This window comes from Granulicella rosea (genome assembly GCF_900188085.1).
Lineage (GTDB): Bacteria > Acidobacteriota > Terriglobia > Terriglobales > Acidobacteriaceae > Edaphobacter > Edaphobacter rosea.
This window is the reverse complement of the sequence record NZ_FZOU01000010.1, coordinates 102,779-127,700: the sequence shown is the minus strand read 5'-3', so window position 1 is coordinate 127,700 and position 24,922 is coordinate 102,779. Positions and strand designations below refer to the sequence as shown.

Sequence of the window (24,922 nt, the reverse complement as noted above, 5' to 3'; positions counted from 1 at the left end):
CCGGCGAACGGTGCGACCGGAGTGCTGCTCACACAGCCCGTCAGCGCCACCTTCAGCACGGCGATGAATGCAAGCACGCTGAATAGCGCGACCTTCACCCTGGCGACCTCTTCCGGTGTGGCGGCAAGCGGTTCGGTCACCTACAACTCCTTTACATCGACAGCTACCTTCACTCCGTCGGCGAATCTGGCGACCAGCACGACCTACGTCGCCACGATCACCACCGGTGCGCAGAATGCTGCCGGAGCTGCTCTTACGGCGAACTATGTGTGGGTCTTCCGCACAGCGCCAGCGCCGACTCCTCCTACCGTCATCTCGACCTTCCCAGCCGACAAGGCTGCGGGCGTCGCACTCAACCAGGGCCTCTCCGCAACCTTCAGCGAGGCTATGAACGCATCCACCATCAATGGCGGCACCTTCGCCATAACGGCTCCCGGAGGCATCGCGGTAGCGGGCGCCGTGGGCTATACGGTGACAGGTTCGGTCGCTACCTTCACCCCGACCGCGGCCTTCGCGCCTCTGACCACCTATGTGGCGACGATCACGACCGGCGCGCAGGATCTCGGCGGGACGGCGCTGGCGGCCAACTACGTATGGACCTTCACGACCGGAGCCGCGCCCGACACGACGCGTCCGACCGTGATCGCCACCAACCCGATCAACGGCGCGACGGGCGTTCCGTTCAATCAGGCGATCGGCGCCATCTTCAGTAAGGCGATGAATCCGGTCACCATCACAACAACGAGCTTCACCCTTACCACGCCCGGTGGAGCGGTCGTCAATGGACTTGTCTCCTACGCAGCGATCAGCAATACGGCTACCTTTACGCCGATGACCAACCTCGCCCCCAGCACGCTGTACACAGCCACGATCACGACTGTCGCGGCGGACCTGGCGGGCAACACCCTGCTCAGCAACTATGTCTGGACGTTCACGACCGGGCCCGCACCCGATACGACGCACCCGACCGTGACACTGACCAACCCCGTGGCGAACGCCTCCAGCGTGCCGATCACTCAGGCGGTCAGCGCAACGTTCAGCAAGGCGATGGATCCGCTCACGATCAACACGGCTACCTTCACCCTTACCGGCCCTGGAGGCGCATCCGTAGCCGCAACCGTCACCTACAGTGCGATCAGCTTCATTGCCACCCTCACTCCGACGGTGTCTCTGGCACAGGGAACCATCTACACCGCGACGGTCACCACGGGAGCGGCGGATCTGGCCGGTAACTCGTTGATTGCCGGATCGGTACCGAACCCCTGGATCTTCACCACCAACGCCGCAGTCGTCCTGCCCCCGGTCAACCTCGGCACGGCCGCTCTCTTCGGCGGCTTTGGCGGTGGAGCAGGCATGACCAACATGGGAACGCAGACGGTCATCAATGGAAACATCGGCACCACCGGCGTATCGACACTCATCACCGGGTTCCACGACAACGGCGTAGGCTGCACCTACACCGAAACTCCGCTGAACATCGGCTACGTGAATGGTTCGATCGTCACCGCCGCGCCGCCGCCAACCGTGGGCTGCCCGACGGAGGGCACAGCAGTCACCGCGGCGATCGCAGCGCAGGCGTCGATTGACGCCGGCACGGCTTACGCCGCACTGGCTGCCTTCCCCAACGGTCAGGATGTATCCACCTGCGCGGGCTGTGGCGGAGGCCAGGCCGGCGAGCTTGGCAACCGGACGCTGGTCGCGGGAATCTACAAGTCCGCGCCCGGCAGCTACGCCATCACCGCGGGCGATCTGACACTGGACGCCCAGGGCAATCCCAACGCCTTCTGGGTCTTCCAGATGTCGACTACCTTCACGGTCGGTTCGCCCGCAGCTCACCGCAGCGTCCTGCTGGTCAACGGAGCGCAGGCCAAGAATGTCTTCTGGCAGGTGGGCACGGCTGCCACCATCAACGGCATTCTCGGCGGCGGCACGATGACCGGCACGATCATCTCCCAGGCAGGCATCTCGGTTTCGACAGCAGGGGTCGCCGCGATCACAACCATCAACGGCAGAGCTCTTGTTCTGACCGGCCCGGTCACGCTTGTCAACACCGTGATCAATGTACCCGCACCATAACCCCTCCGGCGCCGGGCCTTTCATCGGGTCCGGCGCCTACGGATGCGGTGCGTCCTTGCCTCTCGCCCAGCAGGCGGGCAAGGGCTTCGATACGGACGACGAGCAGGACGAGCAGTTCAGGAGAACGCAATGAGATTTACCGCACGCACGCTTGCCACAATGACGGTCGCAACTCTACTCACCCCAGCCCTTCACGCGGAAGACCCGAAGCATCTCGAGTCCACCTCGGCGCGTGAGGCGACGACTACCGGCGCGGCGCAACAGCCCGTCGCCGCTTACCCCAAGAAGACGATTCGCTTCTATCCCCGCACCGAGTTGTTCCTTGGCTACTCCTACCTGCGGGCCGCGCCGACCTATGCCACAGGCAACCGGCTGGTCAGCCTGAACGGCGGCAGCGCCTCGTTGGCCTACAACTACACCCGCTACTTCGGCCTGGTCACCGACTTCGGAGGCTTCGCCGATAATCAGGTCGACCTCACCGGTCCCGGAGTAAAGACGCCAGGCATCGTCAACTCCAGGGGCGACGCGTTTACCTTCCTTTTCGGCCCTCGTTTCAGCTATCGCGGACAGCACGACCGCGTTGTCCCCTTCGTCCAGGCTCTGGCCGGCGGAGTCCACGCCAGCGAGGTGACGCTGACCGGCTGCGCCGCAGCCTGCACAGTGCTTCCCGCACAATCCTCCTTTGCCATGACCGCGGGCGGCGGGCTCGACCTCAAGCTGCAGAAGCACCTCGCTCTGAGGCTCTTTCAGGCGGAGTACCTGATGACGCGCCTGGCCGACACCGGCACCGGCGTCTCCAGAATGCAGAATGACATGCGACTCTCCACCGGCCTCGTCTTCCGCTTCGGCGGAGGTATGCAGCATGCCAACGGCGCGCCGGCGGTCTCCTGCTCGGCGGATGGCGATACGCTGCACGCGCAGGCAAGCGATCCGGATGGCGACCTCCTGACCTACCAGTGGTCCGCCAGCGCGGGCCGCGTGGACGGCAACGGCGCCAGCGCACACTGGGATGCGAGCGGCGCAGCCCCAGGCGTTTACACCGTCAACGTTCTCGTAAGCGACGGACGCGGAGGCATGGCGGACTGCAGCACGAACGTCCATGTCGATGCAGCGCCCAATCATCCGCCGATGCTGGCCTGCGTGGCGGATCGCGTCTCCATCAAGGCCGGCGACCCGCTGCGGATCACCGCCACCGCGTCCGACCCGGACCAGGACCCTATCGTTCTGGCGTGGGAGACGAGCGGCGGTCGTGTGGTCGGGTCTGGCCTGGCGATCGGCATCGATACCGCCGGTCTGCCGACTGGCAGCATCACGATCCACGGCCGCGCATTCGACGGCCGCGGAGGCGCCGCGGAGTGCTCTGTCTCGATCGAAGTCGAGGGTGCTCTGCCGCCCGCGATCGTCGCCGTCGAAGGTCGTCTGGCACTGCATAGCATCTACTTCCCCACGGCTCAGCCAACGGTCGAAGAGCCGTCCCGCGGCATCCTCATGAGTCAGCAGGTGACCCTGCAGGTTCTCGCCAACGACTTCAAAACCTACCTCGAAGCCCGTCCGAACGCACATCTTCTGCTCGAAGGTCATGCGGATCCGAGAGCGTCGGACGAGTACAACCAAGCCCTCACCCAGCGGCGCGTCGAGAGCACGAAGCTGTTCCTCGTCGAGCATGGAATCCCTTCGGCCAACATCCACGTGCGGTCGCTTGGCGATAAGGAAAACCTCACCGAGGCACAGGTCCGCCAAGCCGTGGAGCGTAACCCCGAACTAACGACGGTCGAGCGGAAGAACCTGCTTGAGAAGATCCAGACGGTCCTTCTCGCCAGCAATCGCCGCGTGGACATTACACTGGAAAATACCGGGCTCCACTCTTCGCGCGAATACCCTTTCAACGCGAAGGACTCCTACACGCTTCTCAACCAGGATCAGACGAAGAAGCCGGTCCACAAGACAGGCAAGCCGGCAGCGCGCGCCAAACGCTGACGATTACCCCTGGCTTCAGTGCGGCGCTCCTGCCTGGGGCGCCGCATGTCCTTTACGTTTAAAACCGCCTCCGCCCAAACCGCAGACCCGGTGATCGCCCTTCTGATACGCAAGGCCAGGACCAAAATGAAAGCCACTCCGGAAGAACCCTTTGAAATCATCGAATTCCTGCGAAACGTAGCCTCCGCCCGCCTCATCCGCGTCAAGAAGAGCGAGTCCATCTACCTTCAGGGCGCGAACTCCGACTCGGTGTACTACATCGCCTCCGGAAAGGTGCGGCTTAGCGTTGCCTCACGCAACGGCAAGGAGGCCACCATCGCGCTGCTCTCGACCGCCGACTTCTTCGGCGAGAACTGCATACAGAGCGAGGGTGCGCGCGCCGAATCCGCCACGGCCTGGAACGACGGAGGCATTCTGAAGATCGATAAGCTGCTCATGGTCTCGGCGCTCAACAGTCACCGCGATCTGTCGCTATGCTTCATCGACCACCTCCTATCCAAGAATGCGCGCTATCAAGACAACCTGGTCGACCTCTTCTTCAACTTCAGTGAAAAGAGACTCGCCAGAGTTCTCCTGGAGTTATCCGGCGCTCAGGAGGAAGGCTCTGCAGTCTATGTCATCCCAAAGATCAGCCATGAATCGCTCGCCGAGATGGTAGGCACAACACGCTCCCGGGTTAGTTTTTTTATGGCTCGGTTTCGGCGTTTGGGGATTATCGAGTGCGAGGGTGTAATTACGGTAAAGAAAACGCTCCTCGTTGCCATCTTGCAGCAACACGGTGCTGCTCCGGCGACGCCTTCAGACGTGTAGTTCGAGACGCCCGATCGCGCCCTCGCAGGTAAACGCTTCGATACGATATGCCGAAGCCGATCCACTACACGCATCTCCCTGGAGGCGGGTCAAGGCTTGCGAGCGCGAAGCGCCAGCGAGAGAAGACCTGCGATGTCGGCGAGGTTTTGAGCGTAGTTGCAAGGTGGCGTTGAAAACCATGACGACATTGCCCGCGTCGCGGTGGTTGGTTACGGTCCGCTGGACTTGATGAGAAGGCTCCGGTAGAAAGAAAGCATAGCGCCAATTTCTTTGCTCGGATATACCGGAGGACTACGATGATCGATCGGCCATCGCTGGTGGACTGTGGCGGCGGCGTGTGGCTGGAGCGCGCCGTGCGTTGCACGCTGTCCGATGGCGTGGCGCTGGTCTCCGACCACTACTATCCGCCGGGCGACGGCCCACATCCAACGATTCTGATGCGCCAGCCCTATGGCCGCGACATCGCTTCCACCGTCGTCTATGCGCACCCTATCTGGTTCGCAAGTCATGGCTATAACGTCGTCATTCAGGATGTGCGCGGGCGTGGCGACTCCGAGGGTGAGTTCTATCCCTTCCGCACCGAGGGACGCGACGGCGCCGAGACCATCGCCTGGCTGCGCACGCGGCCGGAGTCGAACGGCAAGGTCGGCATGTATGGCTTCTCCTATCAGGGGCTGACGCAGTTGCTGGCCGCGGCCGAACGGCCCAGGGGGCTGCTCTGCATCTCGCCCGCGATGGCGGCCTGCGATCTCTATCGTGGATGGTTCTATCATCACGGCGCGCTGCGGTTGGCGGGAGCCATCGGCTGGGGTTTGCAGATGCTTCGCTTCGACGCCCGACGCGCCGGTCTGCGCGAGGCGCACGACGAGTTTGAGGCGGCATGGGCCAGCCGCACGCGACCGCTGGCCGCGCCCTACGAGAACATCCCCGCGATTCAAGCGACGTATCTGCAAGACTGGATCACCCACACGGAGCCCGGCGAGTACTGGTCCGCGCACGATGTCAGCGCGACGCTCGACCGTATCGACATCCCTGCCCTGCATGTCTCCGGCTGGTACGACATGTACCTGCAGGGCAGCTTCGACGGCTTCCTCTCGCTCTGCGAACATGCGGGTTCGCAGTTCGCGCGAGACCATCAATACCTGCTCGCGGGTCCGTGGCTGCATATCCCGTGGGGCTCGCGCATCGGCGAGCGGGACTTCGGTCCGGACGCCCGGCTCGACACCGACGCCCTGCTGCTGGCGTGGTTCAATCACTGGCTTAAAGATTCGGGCGAGTTCGCCGCGCAGCCACGCATCCGGCACTTCGCCCTCGGCGCCGCGACGGAATCCCGCTGGTTCTCGACCGACGAGCTTGCGCCCACGCAATTCCTGACGTTCTACCTGCACAGCCAGGGCCGCGCCAACTCGTCCAAGGGCGATGGCGCGCTCGGCATCGCAGCGCCCACGACGGACGAACCTGCCGACCAGTTCGTCTACGATCCCGAGGTCCCAGTGCTTGCGCCTGGCGGCAGCTTCGCGCCCAGCGGATGCTTCGACCAGGCCGTCCTCGAACAAGGCAACAACCTGCTGGTCTACACCACCGCCGTCTTCGAGGAGCCGATCCACGTCTTCGGCTCGCCCACGCTTGAGCTCTTCTGCATCACCTCCGCGGTGAACGCGGACTTCACCGGCAAGCTCGTCCGCGTCACGCCCGATGGACGCTGCGAGTTCCTCTGCATCGGCATCGCCCGGTCGGGATTCCTCTTCAAGGACGAGGGCTACGCGTCGGACAGTATTTACCGCTGGCGTTTCACGCTCGAACCCACCTCCTGCGTCTTCGCCGCCGGAGACCGCCTGCGCATCGAGATCGCGGGCGGCGCCTTCCCGCTCTACGACCGCAACCCCTCCCGCGACATCCCCGCCCGCATGGCCGACCCGTGGAACTGGGCGCGCTCCACGCACCGCGTGCTGCACGACGCCGCGCATCCCTCCACTCTCACGCTTCCCCTGGCGCTCCCATCATGACGATCCCTCTCAACGACGCGACACAGCGGCCACATGTCGTTCTGGACCGCATCACGAAGAGCTATGGCGGCGGCTCGCCGATCCTCGACGACATTGGCCTGACCGTGCGCCGGGGCGAGTTTGTCAGCCTCGTCGGCCCGTCCGGCTGCGGCAAGTCCACCCTTCTGAAGCTGATCGCCGGGCTCACGCCGCTCGACAGCGGCGCCATCTCGGTCGACGGCATGACGCCCGCCAACGCGCGCGAGACGGTCTCGTTCATCTTTCAGGACGCGACCCTTCTGCCGTGGCGCACGGTGAGCCAGAACGTCGGACTGGCGCTTGAGCTGGAGCGCGCGCCGCAGGAGATTCGCCAGCAGAAGGTGGACGCGTTGCTCAAGCTCGTAGGCCTCGAACATGCGGCGAAGTCGTATCCGCGCCAGCTTTCGGGCGGCATGAAGATGCGTGTCTCGATCGCCCGCGCGCTCTCCACGCGGCCCAGCCTGCTGCTGCTCGACGAACCCTTCGGCGCGCTCGACGAGATCTCGCGCGACCGCCTGAACGAGGAGCTGCTGCGGTTGAAGGCGGAGCAGGGCTGGACCGCGATCTTCGTCACCCACTCGGTCGCGGAGGCGGTCTTTCTCTCCTCGCGCGTGCTGGTGCTGGCGCCGCATCCGGGCCGGATCGCGAAGGAGATCGAGATCGACCTGCCCTATCCGCGCACGGCCGAGACCCGCTCGCTCGACGCGTATGAAGACCTGGTCGCGTTGACCGGCAGAACCCTGCGAGGCGTACACGGCCTATGACCATGAGACGCGTCCTGCTGCGCCTGCTCAACGCGATCACCCTCTTCGCTCTGCTGCTCTTTCTGTGGCAGTGCATCATCTGGGTGTTTCATCTTGCGCCCTACGTGCTGCCCACGCCGTGGGCCATCGCGCGGGTCGTTGTCCAACGCTTTCCCGCGCTCTGGAGCTCGCTGCTGACCTCCGCGATCGCCGCCGGCGGTGGCCTGCTCGCGAGCATCGTCGTGGGCGTGGCCATCGCGATGCTCTTCGCGCAGTCGCGCTGGCTGCGCGAGATGTTGCTGCCCTACACGATCCTTCTCCAGACCGTGCCCATCGTGGCGATCGCGCCGCTGCTGCTGATGTGGATCGGACCGGGTCTATTCGCCGTCACGCTGGTCGCGTTCATCATCTGCCTTGCGCCCATCATCGCCAACACGACGCAGGGCCTCATCGGCGTGGACCGGAACATGGTCGACCTCTTCACGATGCACAACGCGACGCGCGCGCAGATCCTGTGGAAGCTGCGCCTGCCGCATGCGCTGCCCGCGCTGTTTACCGGCATCCGTATCGCCAGCGGCATCTCGGTCATCGGCGCCATTACCGGCGACCTCTTCGCCGGGTCGGCGACGGTCGGCCAGGGCGGCCTCGGCTACTCCATCACCTACGCGCTCGCGCAGGTTCAGACGGACTACCTGTTCGCGCTCGTCTTCGCCGCGACCATGCTGGGCTTCTTCTTCTTCTTCGCCGTGGTCTTTCTGGAGTGGTGCTTCCTGCATCACTGGCACGAGTCGGTGCAGACGGGAGATCGATAGAGCAGAATGGCAGGGCTGAAGCCGTGCCCTTAACAAGGCGACTGCTGCAAGGCAATTTTGCTATCAATCCGAATGGGCTTCAGCCTTCGATTGCCGGCTGCGGAAACCAGCGCTCGACCGTCGTGCGAACACTCACTGCATGACTGTGAAACATGATCTTCGCCCTCGGCGCAGCCTCATGCACAGCGTCCACGATCAGCTCCATGAAGTACGTCATCTCGGAATCGCTGGCGACGCCTCCGCCGATCAGCACGCCGTCGCAGGGCTTCAGCCTGAGCCGCTCTTTGAAGCCGTCGAGGCCGCTGTCGGGATCAAGCTGTACGATCTCGTAGTCATACCCGGCGTCGCGCATCGCCTGCTGCAGGGCGGCCAGCCGCGTTACGAGCGTCGGGCGATCCGCGACCGGAATCTTCGGATGAGCAAGCGGCAGACCGACATGGAGGATCGACACAGGCATCTGCGAAGAGATTACTCTCGCTGCCGGACGGGTCACAAGATCGGAACCTCGTCCGGCAGGCCGGCCAGCATGGCGCCGATGCGCGGGTCGTCCGCGCGCTGCCCATACACCTCGACGTAGATGCCGGTCAGCCATCGCCGCAGTCTTCCCCTGCTCACAGAGCCTGAAACAGAGGCGAAGGCCAGCATCTCCATCGCGGGCGGCGGCGTCGCCGCAACGGGCGGCATCACCCACCCCAGCTCCTGAAGCTCGCGCGCTCCCAGCGAGCGGTAGAACCGCTTCCTCCGGCTGCGCTGCTCGCGCTCCGGGCCTTCGACTCGGTCGGACTCCACCTCGATCAACAACACCGCCGGGGGTGCGCCGATGGCCTGTGCGACGGCAAGAACGATCCGCCCGCCAAGCCCATGGCCGCGCCGCTCCGGCGCCACAGCCATGTACTCCAGCAGCGCGGCGTCGCCGCCATCAAGCACCCGCACGATCGCGAAACCCGCCGTGAGGCCGTCTTCCTGCGCGAGAAAAAAATGGTAGGCGGCGGTGGCCAGCATGCGCCGCAGCGCCTCGACCGGCTTGCGCTCGGAGGCGGGAAACGCCTGTTCGTAAAGGCGCACCAGATCGCCGAACTCCGTCTCCTGCGCGGGTTCAAGACAATTCAGGACGAGGCTCATGCGTCGCGGTACTCGCGGCGTTTGACCTCGCGCAGCGCCTCTTCGTGGCCTTGCAGCGCGGCCTGTCGGGTCCAGTGGCGATACTGCGTGTAGTCCGGCTCGACGCCCAGACCGGCCTGATAGAGGTGCCCGAGCTGAAACTGCGCCTCGGCGTTCCCCTGCTCGGCGGCCTTGCTGTACCACGCGGCGGCCTCCATGTAGCTGCGCCGAACGCCCTGACCGAGATAGTAAAGATCGGCCAGCCGCTGCTGCGCCTCGGGAAACCCCTGCATGGCCGCCAGCCGATACCAGTGGGCGGCATCGGCATCGCTCCGGGCGACGCCTTCGCCCTTGCGATACATCAGCCCCAGGTTGTACTGCGCCCAAGCCAGTCCGCTGTCCGCCGCGCGCTGACACCAGGCGAAGGCCTCGGCGTAGTCGTCCGCGGCATAGCGGCGAAAGCTGAGGTTGGCCTGCGCGTAGGCGTGGCCCAGCTCGGCGGCCAGCCGCTCCCAGCGTGCGGCCTCGGCGGCGTCCTGCGGCACGCCCTTGCCCGCGTCGTACATCGTGCTCAGGATGTACTGCGACTCGGCGTGGCCCTGCTCGGCGGCGAGCCGAAAGCCTGCCGCGGCCTCGGCGAAGGCGCCAGCGTTGTAGTCCGCCACGGCCTGCCGGTAGTGCGGGTTCGAGGCCGAGTTGGCGGCGTCGCGGCGGCCGCGCGCAAAGATGCCCGAACGCCCGGAGCTGAGCGACAGCGCCGCCCCCGTCGGGATGTGCTGCAGGCCGGTCTGCGGTCTATCTTCCATGGGCGGCGATCTGGCGGTCGATGAAGTCGAACCGGTAGCGGGCGCCGGCGATCTGCTCCCGCAGGCCCGCCGCCAGTTCGGTAAGGAGGTCGCGGTCTTCAAGCGCGGCGGCCTCGGCGTCGCGATGCAGTTGGCTGATCTCGCTGGCGAGCAGCGTTCGCTCCTCCGCATCCAGCCGGGCGATGTCGCGCGTGGCGTGCTGGATCTGGCGGTCTACGCGAAGAAGCTCGGCTGACGAGCCTTCCTCGGCGATTGCCGCGTTGACCTCGCGATGATCGTCCAGCATCCGCTGCAAGGTGTCGAGGTCGCCGCGACTGTAAGCCTCATTGGCCCGCGCCATCAGCAGGGTCAGGTGTTTGCGCTCGTCGTCGTCCGCCGCGAAGTCCGGGTGGATGCGCCGGGCGACCTCCCGGAAGAGCGACTTCAGGCTGGGCGGCGGGTCGAACTCCGGCGCCTCATGCGCCTCGCTGAACGCGGCGTCGTGCGTCTCCCGCGCGCGCTGCCGGCTCTCCCGAGCCCGGCGTCTGGCCGCGTCGGAGTCGTAGAGATCGACCTCGCGCTCGGCGATGCGCGCCTCCAGATCGTCGAGCTCCGCATAGAGGACGCCAACCTGCCGGAGATACCGGCCCTCGAACGCCTTCAACTGCGCGCGCGCCTGGGCCAGCTCCGATTCGCGCTCGGCCAGCGCGGCGCGCACGGCGGCAAGCTGCTCGCGCCGCTGGTGGAGAGCGGCGGCGTCCGGGGTCGGCTGAAGGATGATCTCGGCGGGCATGCGGTTTGTTGGTCCAGCCTTCAGTTTAGAGCGAATCGTCCAAGGTGTGTCACTCTCAGCAAGGCGTCAAGATTTGTCATACTGAGCAACGCGAAGGACCTGCGTTCGTGCATCGTGACCAACTCCCGCGCCCGTGCTGGCAGAGGCGCAGATCCTTCACTTCGTTCAGGATGACAGTCGTTATGGGCGGGGCTGAGGAACGGACCGCATCATGGAATCAACCGCTCCGCCCGCAGCCGTTCGAACAGCGCGAAGAAGCTCTTGTCGGTCGCCTGGTACTCCGTGAAGCCCAGCTCGCGGCTCCTGGACATATCCGTGACGACCTCGATCGGCCGGCCGAGATCCGCGTCCGTGTGCCAGGCCGAGGCGAGCACCTTCAGATCGTTCTCCACCAGCCCATACTTCGCCGCGATCCCCGCCCACACCGGCCCGGCATCGGCAAGCTGCAGCTCCAGCGGCGTACCCTCGCCCGTAAGCTCCGCCGCCTCGACGCCGAACCATCCGGCGATGCGCTTCCACATCCAGCTCCAACGGAAGATGTCGCCGTTCACCACGTTGAACGCCTGGTTGCGCGCCGCGGGCGTCGTCGCGGCCCAGAGCAACTGCTTCGCCAGCAGGCGCGCGTCCGTCATATCCGTCAGGCTGTTCCACTGGACGGACGATCCGGGAAAGACCATCGGCTGGCCCAGCTCCTTGCAGATCGTCGCGTAGACCGCGAGCGTCGTGCCCATGTTCATCGCGTTGCCCACGGCGTAGCCAATGATCGTGTGCGGACGATGGACGCTCCAGCCGTAGCCATCGCGCGCGGCGGCGGCGAAGACCTCATCCTCCTGCGCGTAGTAGAAGTTTTCGATGTCGAGCCGGGGCTGATCCTCGCGAAACGGCGTCGCGGGCAGGCTGCCCTTGCCGTACGCCTCGAAGGGTCCGAGGTAGTGCTTCAAGCCCGTCACCAGCGCGACATGCTCGACCGTTCCGGCGGCGGAGACGGCGTCGAGCACGTTGCGCACCATGCCCGCGTTCACGCGGATGTTCTCGGCCTCGGTCGGCTGCCGCAGCCAGGTGGTCAGGAAGATATGCGTCGGCTTCACTCCGGCCAGCGCGGCATTCACCGCGACGGCGTCCTGCAGATCAACCGCGACCGGCGTCACGCCCTCGCGGCCTCCCGGCCGGCGAGCCACGCCATAGACCGTCCAGCCGCCCTCCGCAATCAACAGATCCGCGAGATTCCGCCCCACGATGCCCGAAACGCCTACGATCAAAGCTGTCTTCAATGCCTGTTCTCCCATGCCGCGCAAACTGAAACGCTTCTTACGCAGATAAGATGGCCGGCAGCCCGGATCGACTCAGCAGCGAACACTCAGATCGAATAACCCGCCCGCTTGAACGGCATCGTGCGTACGCGCTGGCCGGTAGCGGCAAAGATCGCATTGCCGAGCGCGGGCGCCAGCGGCGGCAAACACGGCTCGCCCAGCCCCGACGGACGGAAGTCCGACTGGATGAAGTGGACCTCGACCTTCGGCGCCGCCTTCATCCGCAGGATCGGATAGCCGTCGAAGTTCGTCTGCTGGATGCGGCCTTTTTCGACCTCGATCTCAAGTCCCATCACCGTCGACAGGCCGTCGATGATGCCGCCCTGCACCTGGTTTTCCGCCGAGCTCATGTTGACCACCGGACCGATGTCGGCGACCGCGACGATGTTGTGGATCGTAATCTTTTTCTTCTCGTCGACGCTCAGCTCGACGGCCTCCGCGACGTGTCCGCCATAGGCGAAGCTGAAGGCGATGCCCATGCCCTGGCCTGGCGACAGCTTCTTGCCCCATCCAGCCTTTTCAGCCGCGAGCTTCAGCACGCCCGCCGCGCGCTTCGGGTCGAAGCCAATGCGTCCTTCGCCGCCGCGTCCGGCCTCAACCGGCGCCAGCGGACGGTTGATCCATTCCAGCAGAAACTCCACGTGGTCACGACCGGCGGCGACGGAAAGCTCGTGCAGAAAGCTGCCCGCGACCCACATCTGCGTGTTGTCGGTCGGCGCGCGCATGCTGCCGCAGGGAATCTTCAAAGGCATCAGGCTGACGGCATAGCGAGTGCTCGGCGCCATGTCCGTAGGGAAGCTGTTGTTGCTGCGCCCGCCGCCCGAGACGGGGCGGTCGCCGCCGGCAGTGAAGCTGACGAGGTGGTTCTGGAAGGCGGTCAGCTTGCCCGACTTGTCGACCGCGCCCTTCAGATAGTGGAAGCCCGGCGCGCGGAAGAAGTCGTAGGCGAAGTCGTCCTCGCGCATCCACTGCAGCTTCACCGGACCCTTGACCTTCATCGCGATGGCCGCGGCCTCGCACAGGTAGTCGTTCGAGAGCCTGCGGCCGAAGCCCCCGCCGGCGCGCATCTGGTGGATCGTCACCTTCTCCTCGGCGATGCCCAGCAGCTTCGCCACCTGCGAGATGCCGCGGTCGGCCGTCTGGCTCGGCGTCCAGAGCTCCATCACGCCGTCGTGCCACCACCCGGTGCTGTTCTCCGGTTCAAGCTGCTGGTGCGAGACCATCGCATACTCGTAGCTGGCTTCCACCACCTTCGCGCCGGAGGCGAACGCCGCGTCCACATCGCCGGTGTTGGTCTGCGGCGTCGGCGGCTTCGCCGAAATCTCCTTCGCCTTCGCGGCGGCGGCGGTCAGCGAGTCCTGCGAGGCGCCGGTCTCGTCCCATTCGACCTTCAGCGCGGCCTTCGCCTTAAAGACCGCCCAGGTGTTCTGCCCGATGATCGCGACGCCGGGCATCACCTCGGCCGGGTTGCCGGTGCCGTCGAGCAGGAACGCGTCGACCACGCCGGGCAGCTTCCTGATCTCGTCCAGATTCGCGCTCTTTACCTTGCCGCCGATCGCCGGGCACTTGGTGTAGTTCGCGTAGACCATGCCCGGCATCTGCACGTCGATGCCGAAGATCGGCTTGCCGGTGACGATCTTCGCGTTGTCCACGCCGCCGATGCGCTTGCCCATCAGCTTGTAGTCCGCGCGCGCCTTCAGGGGCAGGGTCTTCGCATCCGGAACCTCTTCCTTGGCGGCCGCCGTCGCGACCGCACCGTAGGTCAGCCTGCGGCCCGAGGGCTTGTGCGTGACGACGCTCTCCGAAGCCGTACACTCCGCCGCCGGGACGCCCCACTGCTTCGCCGCCGCGCCGATCAGCATCGCGCGAGCCGTCGCGCCGGCCTGCCGAAGCTGGTCCCAGCCGCGCGGAATCGAGGTCGAACCGCCAGCGCTCTGCGAGCCATAAACCTTCGGGTTCACCGGCGCCTGCTCGACGACCACGGTCTTCCAGTCCGCGTCCAGCTCCTCGGCGATGATGAGCGCGAAGGCGGTCTTGATTCCCTGGCCGATCTCCGGGCCCTTGGAGTAAAGCGTGACGGTGTTGTCCGGCGCGATGCGCACAAAGGCGTTCAGCGTGGTGGTCTCCGCATGCGGCTCGGGCGCCTCGCCTTCGGCTGCGCGCGCGCGGCGCGTATCGAGCGTAAACAGCAGCGCGAGGCCGCCGCCCGCGAAGACCGCCTTCTTCAGGAACGAACGCCGGCCCATATTGGAGGCGCCGGTCGCGGCAGGAACGGTAACGCCGCGAATCTCGGCGACCAGAGCCTGCATCCCAGCGTCGTACTCAGCCAGCTTCTCGGCGTAGGTCGAGGGAGTCTCAAGCACCGGCATGAGCATCTCCCTTCGCCGCGGACTTCATGCCGGCGGCGTGGTGAATCGCCTCGCGGATGCGGTTGTATGTCGCGCAGCGGCAGAGGTTATGCGACATGCCGGTATCGATCTCGGCGTCGGTCGGCTGCGGATGCGCGGTCAGCAGGGCCACCGCACTCAGGATCTGTCCGCCCTGGCAGTAGCCGCACTGCGCGACGTCGAGGTCGACCCAGGTCTGCTGGACGACGTGCAGCTTGCCGTTCTCCGCCAGCCCCTCGATCGTGGTGATGGCGCCCTGCGCCTCCGAAACCGCGATCTGGCACGAGCGCACGCTGCGCCCGTCGATCAGCACCGTGCAGGCGCCGCACTCGCTGACGCCGCAACCATACTTCGTCCCCTTCAGATCGAGCACGTCGCGCAGCACCCAGAGCAGCGGCATGTCGTCCACCGCGTCGACGGAGACTGTTTTCTTATTGATGTTCAGCTTGTACGGCGGCATACGGCGTGTCCCTCGGAGCGACGCGAGAAGGCGTCAGCCGAAGGTTAGCACGCAGTCGAGACCGTAGGTTCTCGTGCGCTCGGCCCAGCTATGGGAGCTATAGCCGATGCTCGATCAGACAGCCTGCAAAACGCTTTTCCGGTGGAAGCACGGGGCCACTCCCCATGCTTCCACCAGACTCCTAAGCCACCCGCTTCGGCAGCACCCAGTTCGGACGGATATAGTGGCAGGTATAGCCATGCGGAATCCGCTCCAGATAGTCCTGGTGCTCCGGCTCCGCCTCCCAGAAATCGCCCGCCGGGGTCACCTCCGTGACGACCTTGCCCGGCCACAGACCCGACGCGTCGACGTCGAGGATCGTGTCCTCGGCGATCTTCTTCTGCTCGTCGGTCGTGTAGAAGATCGCCGACCGATAGCTGGTTCCCACATCGTTGCCCTGCCGGTTCCTGGTCGTCGGATCGTGGATCTGGAAGAGGAACTCCAGCAACCGGCGGTAGGTGATCTTCGCCGGGTCGAACACGATCTCGATCGCCTCGGCGTGGCCTTCGTGGTTGCGATACGTCGCGTTCCGCACATTGCCGCCGGTGTAGCCGACGCGCGTCGAGATCACCCCCGGCAGCTTGCGCAGCAGATCCTGCATGCCCCAGAAACAGCCGCCCGCGAGCACTGCCTTTTCAATCGCCATGTCGTTACTCCTTGCCTTCGAACAGCTTTACGTAGTCGCCGTAGCCCTCGCTCTCCAGCTCGTCGAGCGGGATGAAGCGGAGCGAGGCGGAGTTGATGCAGTAACGCAACCCGCCGGTCGCCTTCGGGCCGTCGTCGAAGACGTGACCCAGATGGCTGTCGCCATGGAGCGAACGCACCTCCACCCGGCGCATGCCGTGGCTGGTGTCGACAAGCTCTTCGACGTGCTCCGGCACGACCGGCTTGGTGAAGCTGGGCCAGCCGCAATGGCTGTCGAACTTGTCGAGCGATGTGAACAACGGCTCGCCGGAGACGATGTCCACGTACAGGCCCGGCTCGTCGTGATCCCAGAACTCGTTTTGGAACGGACGCTCGGTGCCGCTGCGCTGCGTGACCTGAAACTGCTCGGGCGAAAGCTGTGCGATCGCCTCCGCGCTCTTTGTGTACTTCGCCATGAAATCCTCTTTCGACGCTCTTCAGCTAGCTTACCGCTGCCGCGTCTACCGAACTGTTAGAGCGCTCCAGCACGATATGCGTTGCAAATTCTGTCGCCACCCGCTCGGTCACGGCGTAGCCCAGCGCATGCAGGTCGAGGCCGTGGAAGAGATGTTCGCCCTGGCCGAGCAGGACCGGCGCAAACGCCAGATGCAGCGCATCGATCGATCCGGCCTGCAGATATTGCCGCACCGTCGCGACGCCGCCGCCGATCCGCACATCCTTCTCACCGGCGGCCGCCTTCGCCAGCCGCAGCGCCTCGTCGATGCCGCCGGTGACGAAGTGGAAGGTCGTTCCGCCCTTCATGACCAGTGGCTCGCGCGGATGGTGCGTCAGCACGTAGACCGGCGTACGGTACGGCGGCTCCTCGCCCCACCAGCCCTTCCAGGAGTCGTCCGGCCAGGGCCCGCGCACCGGGCCGAACATATTGCGCCCCAGGATGAAGGCGCCGACGTTCTCGAACGAGCGCTTTGCGAATACGTCGTCCGCGTCGAGATCGCCGCCCTCGCCCCCATGCATCTCGCGGAAGGTCCTGGTATGGAAGAACCATGAAAAGATCTCCGGGCCGGCCTTGCCCAGCGGATTCTCAAGGCTCTGCTCGATCCCCGCGCTGAAACCGTCCAGCGAGACGCCGAATGCCGCGACACGCACCTTCCCCATCACGAATCTCCTCCCGGGGAGAATGGTATCCGGTTGGAGAGATCATCGCCATCCCGAGCGAAACGCGGATCCTTCGCTTCGCTCAGGATGACAAACCCTTGGGGCTACCGCAGCAGCGCCGAGGCCGCCCACAGCACCGGCGCCTGCCCGTGGAAGTCGCCCGTGCGCCGCTTGCGCGCCATGTAATAGTCGAAGTCGTTCTGCTTGCCCGTACCCTCGCAGACGCTGGTGATGTCGTGATTCTGGTCGATGTAGCCGACCACTCCGAGCCAGGCTTTACGCGCCGCCGGACCGTACGTCGCGCCTTCGAGCAGACCGGACTTCACGCCTGTAATCATCGCAAAGGCGAACATCGCCGAACTGGAGCTTTCCGGCCACGCCTCGTCGTGGTCGATAAGCTGGCGCCACATGCCGTCCTTGCCCTGATACCTCAGCAGCGAGGCCATCATCTTCCTGTAGCCGGCGAGAATCTTCGGCCGGTCCGGGTGATTCGCCGGCAGCTCGCGCAGCATCTCCGCCATGCCTGCCGCGACCCAGCCATCGCCGCGGCCCCAGTAAAACGGCACGTCCGGCGCGTGGTAGAAGAGGCCGTTGGGCTGCTGCAGCTTGTCGAGGTAGGAGACCATCTCCTTCGCGTCGCGGTCGAGATACTTTTTGTCGCCGGTGGCGCGGTAGGCCTCAAGCTGCAGAATCGTCAGCATGTACATGTCGTCGATCCAGTAGCGGGTCTCGGCGGAAAGACCATCCGGTTGCGGATTCTCCCACTGGCGATCGGCCCACTTTTTCCCCTCGGCGAGAAAGCGCGGATCTTTGGTCTCAAGGCCGATCTCCAGCGGCACGATGCCGAAGACGGAGTCGTCCACATGCCGCCGCGTGGGGATGCGCGCCGCCTCGGCGCCGCCAGGCATCAGCGGCTCGAACTTCCGGATCAGCTCCTTCTGGAGCGCCGGGTCGTGGGTGAGCTGCGCGAAGGTCAGCGCGCCGTACCAGGTATTGGCCTCGGAGTAGTGGATCGTCGCGGTGTACTGGTGCGGGCTGGTGACGAAGTGCTCGGAGACGGCCTTGCCCACCTCTTCGGGCGAGGTTCCGCTGGGCCAGTTCGTGAAATAGCCGGATCCGGCGGTCTGGGCGGGTGCGACGCCTGCGAAGGCGAGCGCGGCCGCGGCAAAAATGGGAGCTAACTGGCTGATTCGTTTCATGATGGTCCCGCCTGTGCGTTTGTGACGTGCGCTAGTTGACAGTTCACGTTACCGGTAACTATATTCTGTCCCGCACGAAATAAGGAAATTGTTTCGTAGCGAAAAACAGCGACCGCAGCGCCGCTAAGTTGTACAAGGAGCACGACATGAACCTCAGGGGTCAGTTACACGCAACGGAACGCCTCCGGAATCTTACGCTCGCCATGCTGGCGTTGGTCTTCCTGTTTTCCACAAGCCTCTTCGCCCAGACCGCCGGCTCCGCCAGCGTGGCCGGTGTCGTCACCGACCCGACCGGCGCAACCGTGCCGGCCGCGAAGGTCACTTTGACCAACTCCGAGACCGGAACCTCGCGCTCCACCGTCACCGACGACTCCGGTATCTACAGCCTGCCGAACGTTCCCGTCGGCCCGTACGCGCTCTCCGTCACCGCGACTGGCTTCTCCGGCTATATCCAGCACGGCGTGCTCGAGGTCGGCAACAACATCCAGATCAACGCCACGCTGAAGCTCGGCGCGTCCGACGTGCAGATCGAGGTCGACGCCTCGCAGGCCGGCGGCGCGCTCGAGACCGAAACCAGCAGCTATAAACAGGTCATCGACCAGGCGCGCATCACCGAGATGCCGCTGAACGGCCGCCAAGCCACGCAGTTGATCCTCGTCTCCGGCGGCGCCGTGACCGCGCCCACCGGCGACCTCGTCGGCTCGAAGACCTACGCGACCTCGACCGTCATCGCGGTCGCCGGTTCGCAGGGCAACTACAACAACTACACGCTCGACGGCGGCTCGCACACCGACACCTTCACCAACACCAACCTGCCCTATCCCTTCCCCGACGCGCTCCGCGAGTTCTCGGTCGAGTCGAACTCCCTGCCGGCCCGCGCGGGTCTGCACCCCGGCGCGCTGGTCAACGTCGTTACGCTCTCGGGCACGAACCAGTGGCACGGCACGGCCTTCGACTTCATCCGCAACAACATCATCAACGCGACGAACTTCTTCTCCTCAGCCAAGGACACGCTCAAGCGCAACCAGTTCGGCGGCACGCTCGGCGGCAAGATCCTGAAGGATAAGCTCTTCGTCTTCGGCGGCTACCAGGGCACGCGCAACCGGCAGGTTGGCAACGCCACGGGTTACTGCATCCCGACGGCGGCCGAGCTGGCCGGCGACTTCAGCCAGATGGGCACCGCAGCGACCGGAAGCAACTGCGGAATCAATGCAGCCAATATCACCGACCCGATCAGCGGCGCGAATATCTCGGCAACCCGCATGCTGACCAGCGTCAGCGAGCTCAGTCCACAGGCGATTGCACTCACCAAGTACCTTCCGCTCAGCCAGGCCGATCAATATGGATTCATTCGCATTGCCCTGCCAGCAAACTACTCGGAAGACCAGTACATCGGCCGCGTCGATTACACGCTGAATGCGAAGCACAGCATGTTCGCGCGCTACTATCTCACCAACTACAACGCGCCTGCCTACTACTCGCCCACCAATCTGCTCCTGACCACCTCTGCCGGTAACGACGAGCGCGTCCAGAGCTTCACCTTCGGCGAAACGTTTATCGTTACCCCAACCCTCGTCAACACCTTCCATGGCACCTACGCTCGTCGCCGCGATACCCGCGGACCCACCGCTGGTGGGATCAACGCCAACACCATCGGCGCAAATCTCTTCACCTACGTCCCCGCCGACCTGCGGCTGACCGTCACCAACGGCTTCTCCGTCGGCTGCGGAACCTGCTCGCCCGGCTTCTTCAATACCAATACCGAGGACTTCTCAGACGACATCGACTATCTGCGAGGCAAGCACGCCTTCGCCGCAGGCGTCGAGTTGGTGCGCACCGGCGACAACACCAGCTCTGGCTATCTGCAGAACGGCAACTACAGCTTCAGTGGTCTCAACAGCGGCGTCACGAACCCGACCACCGGCGTTACCGCAACCGGCGAGGGCATGATCGACTTCCTCACCGGCCAGATGAACGCCTTCAGCCAGAGCCGCGCTCAGCAGACCACCTATCGCCAAACCATCTTCGGCATGTACGCGCAGGACACATGGCATGCCTCTCCCAGACTCACCCTGGCCGTCGGACTCCGCTGGGAGCCCAACCTCTTCCAGCAGGATAAGTTCGGCCGCGGCAGCAGCTTCTCCATGGCGGACTTCATCGCCGGCAAGCACAGCACAGTCTTCCCCAACGCTCCGGCCGGCTCGTCGTTCTTCGGCGACGCAGGCGTCCCCAAGTCCTTTACCGACAACCGCCTCGCCAACTTTTCCCCGCGCCTCGGCGTCACCTACGATCCCTTCGGCAAAGGCAAGACCGTCTTCCGCCTCGGCGGCGCGATCATGTACGACAGCCCCGGCCTCTTCGCCACCCAGCGTCTGACCTCCAACCCGCCCTATACCGACGAGATCGACCAGACGGGCAAAATCTCTCTTGCCAACCCTTATGCCAGCTATCCCGGCGGCGACCCGTTCCCCGGCGTCTTCCCGCCGAACTCCTCCGCCACCTTCCCCACCAATACTCTCTACATCGTCATCCCGCGCCATATCCAGACCCCGACCGTGAACCAGTGGACCGCCAGCGTTCAGCAGGATCTCGGCGCAGGCTGGAATATGTCGCTCAGCTACCTGGGCAACAAGAACTCGCACCTGTGGCTGGGCAAGGCCGTCAACCCGGCGGTCTACATCCCGGGCACATCCACCGGCGTCACCGGCTCCTGCGGCGCGCTGACCCCGACGACCGGCCTGCCGGCCGCGGGCAAGCTCTGCTCCTCGACCGCCAACGCCAACAACCGCACGGTCCTGTCGCTCATCAACCCGGCACAGGGCGCGTATTACAGCCCCACGATGACCTCGGTCGACGACGGCGCAAACTCCAGCTATAACGGCGTCATCGTGGCTGTCCAGCACCGCATGTCGCATAACTTCAGCTTCCTCGCCAACTACACCTGGTCGCACTGCATCGCCTCCGGCGACGCCAACGGCGACGTCTCCGCGCCGGTCTACGAGAATCCCGCCAACCCCCGTGGAGACCGTGCCAACTGCGGCTTCGACATCCGTCATATCTTCAACACCACCTTCATCGCACGCAGCAACTTCAAGAGCCTGCACGGCTTTACCGGCGCGCTCGTCAACGATTGGGAGATCGCTCCGCTGGTTCGTATTCTGAGTGGCGCTCCCATCAACGTAACGACCGGTCAGGACGTCTCGCTCAACAGCCAGGGTCTCGATCGTCCAAACCTCGTCAATGCTTCCATCGTTTACAACGGAGGTAAGATCACCCAGAAGAACACGGCGACTGGCTTCTATCTCACCAAAGCGGCCTTCGCCGCACAGCCTGCAGGAACATTCGGCAACCTCGGTCGCAACGCCTTCCACGGGCCGAACTACTATGACATCGACGCTTCCATCAACCGCACCTTCCCTGTGTATGACCGGCTCAAGCTGAACATGCGCCTGGAGGTCTTCAACCTCGCTAACCACCCGTTCTTCAACACCTTTTCGACCGCCCTCAACTCCGCGACTTTCGGATATGCCACCGCAGCCAACGACCCGCGCATCTTCCAGGCAGCGGCCAAGTTCACCTTCTAACTCCCAGGTCGGTGAAGGATAAAAGGGCAGGCTCGAAGTTTGAGCCTGCCCTTTGTCCTTGTTCTGGCCTATGTCCCTCTGGTTTGTCGTTCCCGCAGGGAATCTTTGCTCCCTGCTTTGTCCTCCTCGAAGAGGATCTGCGGTTCCAGCGTCTACCAGACAGTACGCGGATAGTTCTCCGCGATCTTCTCATCGGAAGAGATCAGCACCGCCAACCCGTTCGCCTTCGCATGACTGACGATCATCCGATCGAACGGATCGCCTGTCCACTTCTCCCCAAGCGCAAGGTTCGTCACAAGCGAAAACGGAAGATCGCAGACACGCACATTCATCTCATGCTCGATCTTGAGCTGCACATCGTGCGAACGAAGAGTGGTCCGTAGGGGAACCGGTAGCTCTACAGCACCGCGCTCGACTGCCGCACCACCAGCCTCGGATCCAGCAGCACGGTCTGCGGCGTTTGCTTCGGATCGGCGGCAAGTTCAAGCGCCAGCTTGGCCGCGACCTCGCCCATCTTGTCCGTTGCGTGGTCGATCGAGGTCAGCGGAATCTTCAGATATTCGGCGTAGCGCAGGTTGCCGCAGCCAACGAAGGCGATCTCCTGCGGGATGCGCAGCCCCGCATGCATGGCCGCCTGCATCGCGCCGATGGCCGACAGGTCGTTGTAGCAGAAGACCGCGTCCGGCCGCACCTTGCCTGCCAGCAGCTCCTGCATCGCCTGGTAGCCGACCGAGTCGCCGGTCTCCTCAAACCGCTTGCGTGTGACGACCAGCCGTTTCTGCGCGGGAATCCCCGCCGCGGCCAGAGCCCGTTTGTAACCGGTCAGACGGTCGAGCGACGGACTCATCTCCTGCGCGCCGATGTGTGCGATGCGCCGCCGGCCGAGCTCGATGAGGTGTCGCGTCGCCAGCTCGCCGACCTTGACGTCGTTCGAGCCGACGAAGTTTGCCTCCATCGCCGGAAAGTTGCGATCGATCAGCACGAACGGCACACGTTCGCCGCTGAAGCTCGCAGCCTCCGGATGCGGCTGGCACGAGGCCACCAGCATCACGTCCACGCCGCGGCTCAGCAACGTGCGAATCTCCTGCCGCTCGATCTCCGGATCTTCCTCGGACGACGCGATGATCAGCGCGCGTCCGCTGCGGCGAAGCGCGCCGCCCAGCGACTTGGCAAACTCGCCGAAGAACGGATGCACCAGATCCGGCACGACCAGACCGACGGTGTAGGAGCGGCCGCTCGCGAGGCCGCGCGCCATCATGTTTGGCTGATAGTTCAGCTCGCGCATGCGGTCCAGCACAAGCTGCCGCGTGCGCTCGCCGATGTCGGTGTTGCCGCGCAGCACCTTCGAAACGGTGACGGTCGAAACGCCAAGATCCTTGGCAATATCTTTCAGTCGGACAGCCATATGGGTTCCCTGAATAGCTTACGCCGGAAATTTAGCTGAAGCTCGTTTCCTTCCACAAAGCCCATCCGCCGCCGACCAGCGCGGCGACCAGCACCACGCCGAGCACGCCGATCCAGCCCATGTTCATCGCCAGCGCCGGCACGACCGCGTTCACACCCAGCCAGATGAAGACGCCAGTCGCCGCCGCGACGATCGCCACATCCCACCAGCGTTTGCGCTCCGTGCGGCTGCCGAACTCGTCGCCCGACTGCGCCAGCAGCACCTCGCGATAGTCCATGCCGTAGCGTAGGCATTCGCGCTCAAGCGCCTCATTCTTCGAGCGATGCTCGCCCGACGAAGCCGCCGCCGTGCTGATCGCGAAGGCCCCCAGAATCATCAGCACCGACCCCGCTAGCACCAGCGTCAGGTGCGCGCGATTGGCCGAGGCCAGCTCGCCGAACACCAGCGCGCCCCACGCCAGACCCCAGATCTGGTTCGTGTTCGAGAGCGGAATGCCGCGTCCGATGCCGAGATACTTGGTCGCAAACTGCTGAAACAGGTCGCCGATCACCCAGACGAAGCCGCCGAGAAACAGCCAGAAGAGCATCTGCCGGCTGTGCGCGAGCTGGAAGACCGAGGAGTGGATGCCGCCGTCGAGCGTCCAGGTCAGCGCGCCCATCATGCCCAGTTCACCGACCGTGAACGCGGTGACGAAGGAGAGCGGATTCATCCCGCTGAGGTAGGCCTTGCGATACGGCACGTACATCGTGCCCCACATCAGCGATGCGCCGGCGGCGGCGATCAGCCCGTGAATCGCGTGCGGCGACGCGGACGTGCCGCCGCCCTGGATCGTGCTGAAGCCCAGCATGATCGCCGCGATCACAATCGCAATGCCGCCTACGACGACCTTCAGGGTGTTCTTCGCGCCGGCGCCTTCGAGCTCGCGGAAGAGCACGCGCCCCCAAAGCAGGCCGATGAGCGAGTTCGTATTCCAGAGCGGAAAGGCCGTCGCGAGGCCCACATCGCGGACGGCAAAGACGGTCAGCGTATTGGCCACCGCCCAGAGACAACCGGCGAGGATCGCCCAGACGATCAGGTGCTTCTTCGCCATCAGGTCGGCAAAGACGTAGCTCGTCCCCTTCAAAAGCGTGGGAAAGGTCCAGCGCGCGGTGAAGACGCCGGCGACCATGCAGAGCGAGATCGCGAAGGGCGAGAAGCCGGCGTTCACCAGCTTCGTCGGCGCCTCCGCCGCGCCCAGCCAGACGCCCGCCGCCAACCCGCAGACGACGCCCAGGCGATGGAGCGACCCGGAGGTCGAAGCTGTTTTGGCGGGAACTGCACTGACGGTAGCCATGATCTTTCTTCTCTCTTGTGTCAGGTCTTGAAAGCTCGATCTTCGAAGATCCGAGCTTGAAAATTTGTCATCCTGAGCGCAGCGAAAAACCTGTTTTTCAGGATGGCGACGATCTCTAGTGCAGCACGACCAGCAGCACAATCCCCGCGACAAGCACGAGGGCAGGAATCCAGAACTGGATGTCGGTGAGGATCGCTACAACGGTCTGGGATGGGGTTTTTGCGTTCATCGGATGCGCGGACTCCTCCTCTTACTTTAGTTCAGTGCGCGGATTGCGTTAGCGG

At 64.6% G+C, this 24,922-nt stretch carries 22 protein-coding genes; 7 read left to right on the top strand and 15 right to left on the bottom strand.

Going from position 1 to position 24,922, the window contains the following annotated elements; all coding sequences use genetic code 11:
• The 6 genes from CHB87_RS19710 to CHB87_RS19685 form a co-directional block, all read left to right on the top strand.
• Positions 1-2,076: Ig-like domain-containing protein (locus CHB87_RS19710; RefSeq protein WP_142988444.1), on the top strand; the 2,076-nt coding region annotated here is incomplete at its 5' end.
• Between the two features lie 129 nt (positions 2,077-2,205).
• Complete coding sequence (locus tag CHB87_RS19705; RefSeq protein WP_217897079.1) at positions 2,206-4,053, top strand: OmpA family protein; 1,848 nt, start codon at positions 2,206-2,208, stop codon at positions 4,051-4,053.
• A 45-nt stretch (positions 4,054-4,098) separates the two neighbouring features.
• A complete protein-coding gene (locus CHB87_RS19700; protein ID WP_089410170.1) occupies positions 4,099-4,863 on the top strand; it encodes a Crp/Fnr family transcriptional regulator in 765 nt (254 codons plus the stop codon).
• A gap of 296 nt (positions 4,864-5,159) precedes the next feature.
• Positions 5,160-6,869 carry a CocE/NonD family hydrolase gene (locus tag CHB87_RS19695; RefSeq protein WP_089410169.1) on the top strand — a complete coding sequence of 570 codons (1,710 nt, stop codon included), beginning with the start codon at positions 5,160-5,162 and terminating at the stop codon, positions 6,867-6,869.
• The gene (locus tag CHB87_RS19690; protein WP_089410168.1) at positions 6,866-7,651 is read left to right on the top strand and encodes an ABC transporter ATP-binding protein; all 786 of its coding nucleotides are present in this window, start codon (positions 6,866-6,868) and stop codon (positions 7,649-7,651) included. Before CHB87_RS19695 ends, CHB87_RS19690 begins: the two co-directional genes overlap by 4 nt.
• On the top strand, positions 7,648-8,442 hold the full coding sequence (locus tag CHB87_RS19685) for an ABC transporter permease (protein WP_089410167.1): 795 nt from the start codon (positions 7,648-7,650) through the stop codon (positions 8,440-8,442). Before CHB87_RS19690 ends, CHB87_RS19685 begins: the two co-directional genes overlap by 4 nt.
• Before the next feature lie 79 nt (positions 8,443-8,521).
• Here the strand turns inward: CHB87_RS19685 and CHB87_RS19680 are convergent, their stop codons facing one another.
• From CHB87_RS19680 to CHB87_RS19630, 11 genes are all read right to left on the bottom strand, one after another.
• On the bottom strand, positions 8,522-8,893 hold the full coding sequence (locus tag CHB87_RS19680; protein WP_142988443.1) for a hypothetical protein: 372 nt from the start codon (positions 8,891-8,893) through the stop codon (positions 8,522-8,524).
• 38 nt (positions 8,894-8,931) lie between these two features.
• Positions 8,932-9,564 (bottom strand): GNAT family N-acetyltransferase, encoded by a 633-nt coding sequence (locus CHB87_RS19675; protein ID WP_089410165.1) that lies wholly within the window; start codon positions 9,562-9,564, stop codon positions 8,932-8,934.
• Positions 9,561-10,349: a tetratricopeptide repeat protein gene (locus CHB87_RS19670; protein WP_089410164.1), complete on the bottom strand. Its 789-nt coding sequence runs from the start codon at positions 10,347-10,349 to the stop codon at positions 9,561-9,563. The genes CHB87_RS19675 and CHB87_RS19670 overlap by 4 nt, the downstream gene beginning before the upstream one ends.
• The gene (locus CHB87_RS19665; RefSeq protein WP_089410163.1) at positions 10,339-11,121 is read right to left on the bottom strand and encodes a coiled-coil domain-containing protein; all 783 of its coding nucleotides are present in this window, start codon (positions 11,119-11,121) and stop codon (positions 10,339-10,341) included. The genes CHB87_RS19670 and CHB87_RS19665 overlap by 11 nt, the downstream gene beginning before the upstream one ends.
• Before the next feature lie 209 nt (positions 11,122-11,330).
• On the bottom strand, positions 11,331-12,392 hold the full coding sequence (locus CHB87_RS19660) for an SDR family oxidoreductase (protein WP_245818113.1): 1,062 nt from the start codon (positions 12,390-12,392) through the stop codon (positions 11,331-11,333).
• A gap of 86 nt (positions 12,393-12,478) precedes the next feature.
• Positions 12,479-14,800 (bottom strand): xanthine dehydrogenase family protein molybdopterin-binding subunit, encoded by a 2,322-nt coding sequence (locus CHB87_RS19655; protein ID WP_176441880.1) that lies wholly within the window; start codon positions 14,798-14,800, stop codon positions 12,479-12,481.
• Positions 14,787-15,278, bottom strand: coding sequence for a (2Fe-2S)-binding protein (locus tag CHB87_RS19650; protein ID WP_089410160.1), 492 nt, complete (start codon positions 15,276-15,278; stop codon positions 14,787-14,789). Before CHB87_RS19650 ends, CHB87_RS19655 begins: the two co-directional genes overlap by 14 nt.
• 181 nt (positions 15,279-15,459) lie before the next feature.
• Positions 15,460-15,963: a peptide-methionine (S)-S-oxide reductase MsrA gene (gene msrA, locus CHB87_RS19645; RefSeq protein WP_089410159.1), complete on the bottom strand. Its 504-nt coding sequence runs from the start codon at positions 15,961-15,963 to the stop codon at positions 15,460-15,462.
• Between the two features lie 4 nt (positions 15,964-15,967).
• Positions 15,968-16,417: a peptide-methionine (R)-S-oxide reductase MsrB gene (gene msrB, locus CHB87_RS19640; protein ID WP_089410158.1), complete on the bottom strand. Its 450-nt coding sequence runs from the start codon at positions 16,415-16,417 to the stop codon at positions 15,968-15,970.
• A gap of 25 nt (positions 16,418-16,442) precedes the next feature.
• A complete protein-coding gene (locus CHB87_RS19635) occupies positions 16,443-17,117 on the bottom strand; it encodes a dihydrofolate reductase family protein (RefSeq protein WP_089410157.1) in 675 nt (224 codons plus the stop codon).
• A 104-nt stretch (positions 17,118-17,221) separates the two neighbouring features.
• Positions 17,222-18,316 (bottom strand): glycoside hydrolase family 88/105 protein, encoded by a 1,095-nt coding sequence (locus CHB87_RS19630; RefSeq protein ID WP_089410156.1) that lies wholly within the window; start codon positions 18,314-18,316, stop codon positions 17,222-17,224.
• A gap of 146 nt (positions 18,317-18,462) precedes the next feature.
• Here CHB87_RS19630 and CHB87_RS19625 point away from each other — a divergent pair, with 146 nt between their 5' ends.
• The gene (locus CHB87_RS19625) at positions 18,463-21,900 is read left to right on the top strand and encodes an outer membrane beta-barrel protein (RefSeq protein WP_089410175.1); all 3,438 of its coding nucleotides are present in this window, start codon (positions 18,463-18,465) and stop codon (positions 21,898-21,900) included.
• Positions 21,901-22,052: 152 nt separating this feature from the next.
• On the opposite strand, the gene CHB87_RS19620 is transcribed toward CHB87_RS19625, so the two are convergent.
• The 4 genes from CHB87_RS19620 to CHB87_RS19605 form a co-directional block, all read right to left on the bottom strand.
• Positions 22,053-22,232 (bottom strand): PIN domain-containing protein, encoded by a 180-nt coding sequence (locus CHB87_RS19620; RefSeq protein WP_142988442.1) that lies wholly within the window; start codon positions 22,230-22,232, stop codon positions 22,053-22,055.
• A 65-nt stretch (positions 22,233-22,297) separates the two neighbouring features.
• Positions 22,298-23,305, bottom strand: coding sequence for a LacI family DNA-binding transcriptional regulator (locus CHB87_RS19615; protein WP_089410154.1), 1,008 nt, complete (start codon positions 23,303-23,305; stop codon positions 22,298-22,300).
• Between the two features lie 31 nt (positions 23,306-23,336).
• Positions 23,337-24,638: a GRP family sugar transporter gene (locus CHB87_RS19610; protein WP_089410153.1), complete on the bottom strand. Its 1,302-nt coding sequence runs from the start codon at positions 24,636-24,638 to the stop codon at positions 23,337-23,339.
• A 115-nt stretch (positions 24,639-24,753) separates the two neighbouring features.
• Entirely contained in the window at positions 24,754-24,867 is a 114-nt protein-coding gene (locus CHB87_RS19605; RefSeq protein ID WP_089410152.1) for a translocated intimin receptor Tir, read from the bottom strand.
• Positions 24,868-24,922: the final 55 nt, after the last annotated feature.

Coding starts and splice junctions, on each gene's coding strand:
- CHB87_RS19705 (WP_217897079.1), top strand. CDS start 2,206: ATGAGATTTACCGCACGCACGCTTGCCACAATGACGGTCGCAACTCTA.
- CHB87_RS19700 (WP_089410170.1), top strand. CDS start 4,099: ATGTCCTTTACGTTTAAAACCGCCTCCGCCCAAACCGCAGACCCGGTG.
- CHB87_RS19695 (WP_089410169.1), top strand. CDS start 5,160: ATGATCGATCGGCCATCGCTGGTGGACTGTGGCGGCGGCGTGTGGCTG.
- CHB87_RS19690 (WP_089410168.1), top strand. CDS start 6,866: ATGACGATCCCTCTCAACGACGCGACACAGCGGCCACATGTCGTTCTG.
- CHB87_RS19685 (WP_089410167.1), top strand. CDS start 7,648: ATGACCATGAGACGCGTCCTGCTGCGCCTGCTCAACGCGATCACCCTC.
- CHB87_RS19675 (WP_089410165.1), bottom strand. CDS start 9,564: ATGAGCCTCGTCCTGAATTGTCTTGAACCCGCGCAGGAGACGGAGTTC.
- CHB87_RS19670 (WP_089410164.1), bottom strand. CDS start 10,349: ATGGAAGATAGACCGCAGACCGGCCTGCAGCACATCCCGACGGGGGCG.
- CHB87_RS19665 (WP_089410163.1), bottom strand. CDS start 11,121: ATGCCCGCCGAGATCATCCTTCAGCCGACCCCGGACGCCGCCGCTCTC.
- CHB87_RS19655 (WP_176441880.1), bottom strand. CDS start 14,800: ATGCCGGTGCTTGAGACTCCCTCGACCTACGCCGAGAAGCTGGCTGAG.
- CHB87_RS19650 (WP_089410160.1), bottom strand. CDS start 15,278: ATGCCGCCGTACAAGCTGAACATCAATAAGAAAACAGTCTCCGTCGAC.
- msrA (WP_089410159.1), bottom strand. CDS start 15,963: ATGGCGATTGAAAAGGCAGTGCTCGCGGGCGGCTGTTTCTGGGGCATG.
- msrB (WP_089410158.1), bottom strand. CDS start 16,417: ATGGCGAAGTACACAAAGAGCGCGGAGGCGATCGCACAGCTTTCGCCC.
- CHB87_RS19635 (WP_089410157.1), bottom strand. CDS start 17,117: ATGGGGAAGGTGCGTGTCGCGGCATTCGGCGTCTCGCTGGACGGTTTC.
- CHB87_RS19630 (WP_089410156.1), bottom strand. CDS start 18,316: ATGAAACGAATCAGCCAGTTAGCTCCCATTTTTGCCGCGGCCGCGCTC.
- CHB87_RS19625 (WP_089410175.1), top strand. CDS start 18,463: ATGAACCTCAGGGGTCAGTTACACGCAACGGAACGCCTCCGGAATCTT.
- CHB87_RS19620 (WP_142988442.1), bottom strand. CDS start 22,232: ATGAATGTGCGTGTCTGCGATCTTCCGTTTTCGCTTGTGACGAACCTT.
- CHB87_RS19615 (WP_089410154.1), bottom strand. CDS start 23,305: ATGGCTGTCCGACTGAAAGATATTGCCAAGGATCTTGGCGTTTCGACC.
- CHB87_RS19610 (WP_089410153.1), bottom strand. CDS start 24,638: ATGGCTACCGTCAGTGCAGTTCCCGCCAAAACAGCTTCGACCTCCGGG.
- CHB87_RS19605 (WP_089410152.1), bottom strand. CDS start 24,867: ATGAACGCAAAAACCCCATCCCAGACCGTTGTAGCGATCCTCACCGAC.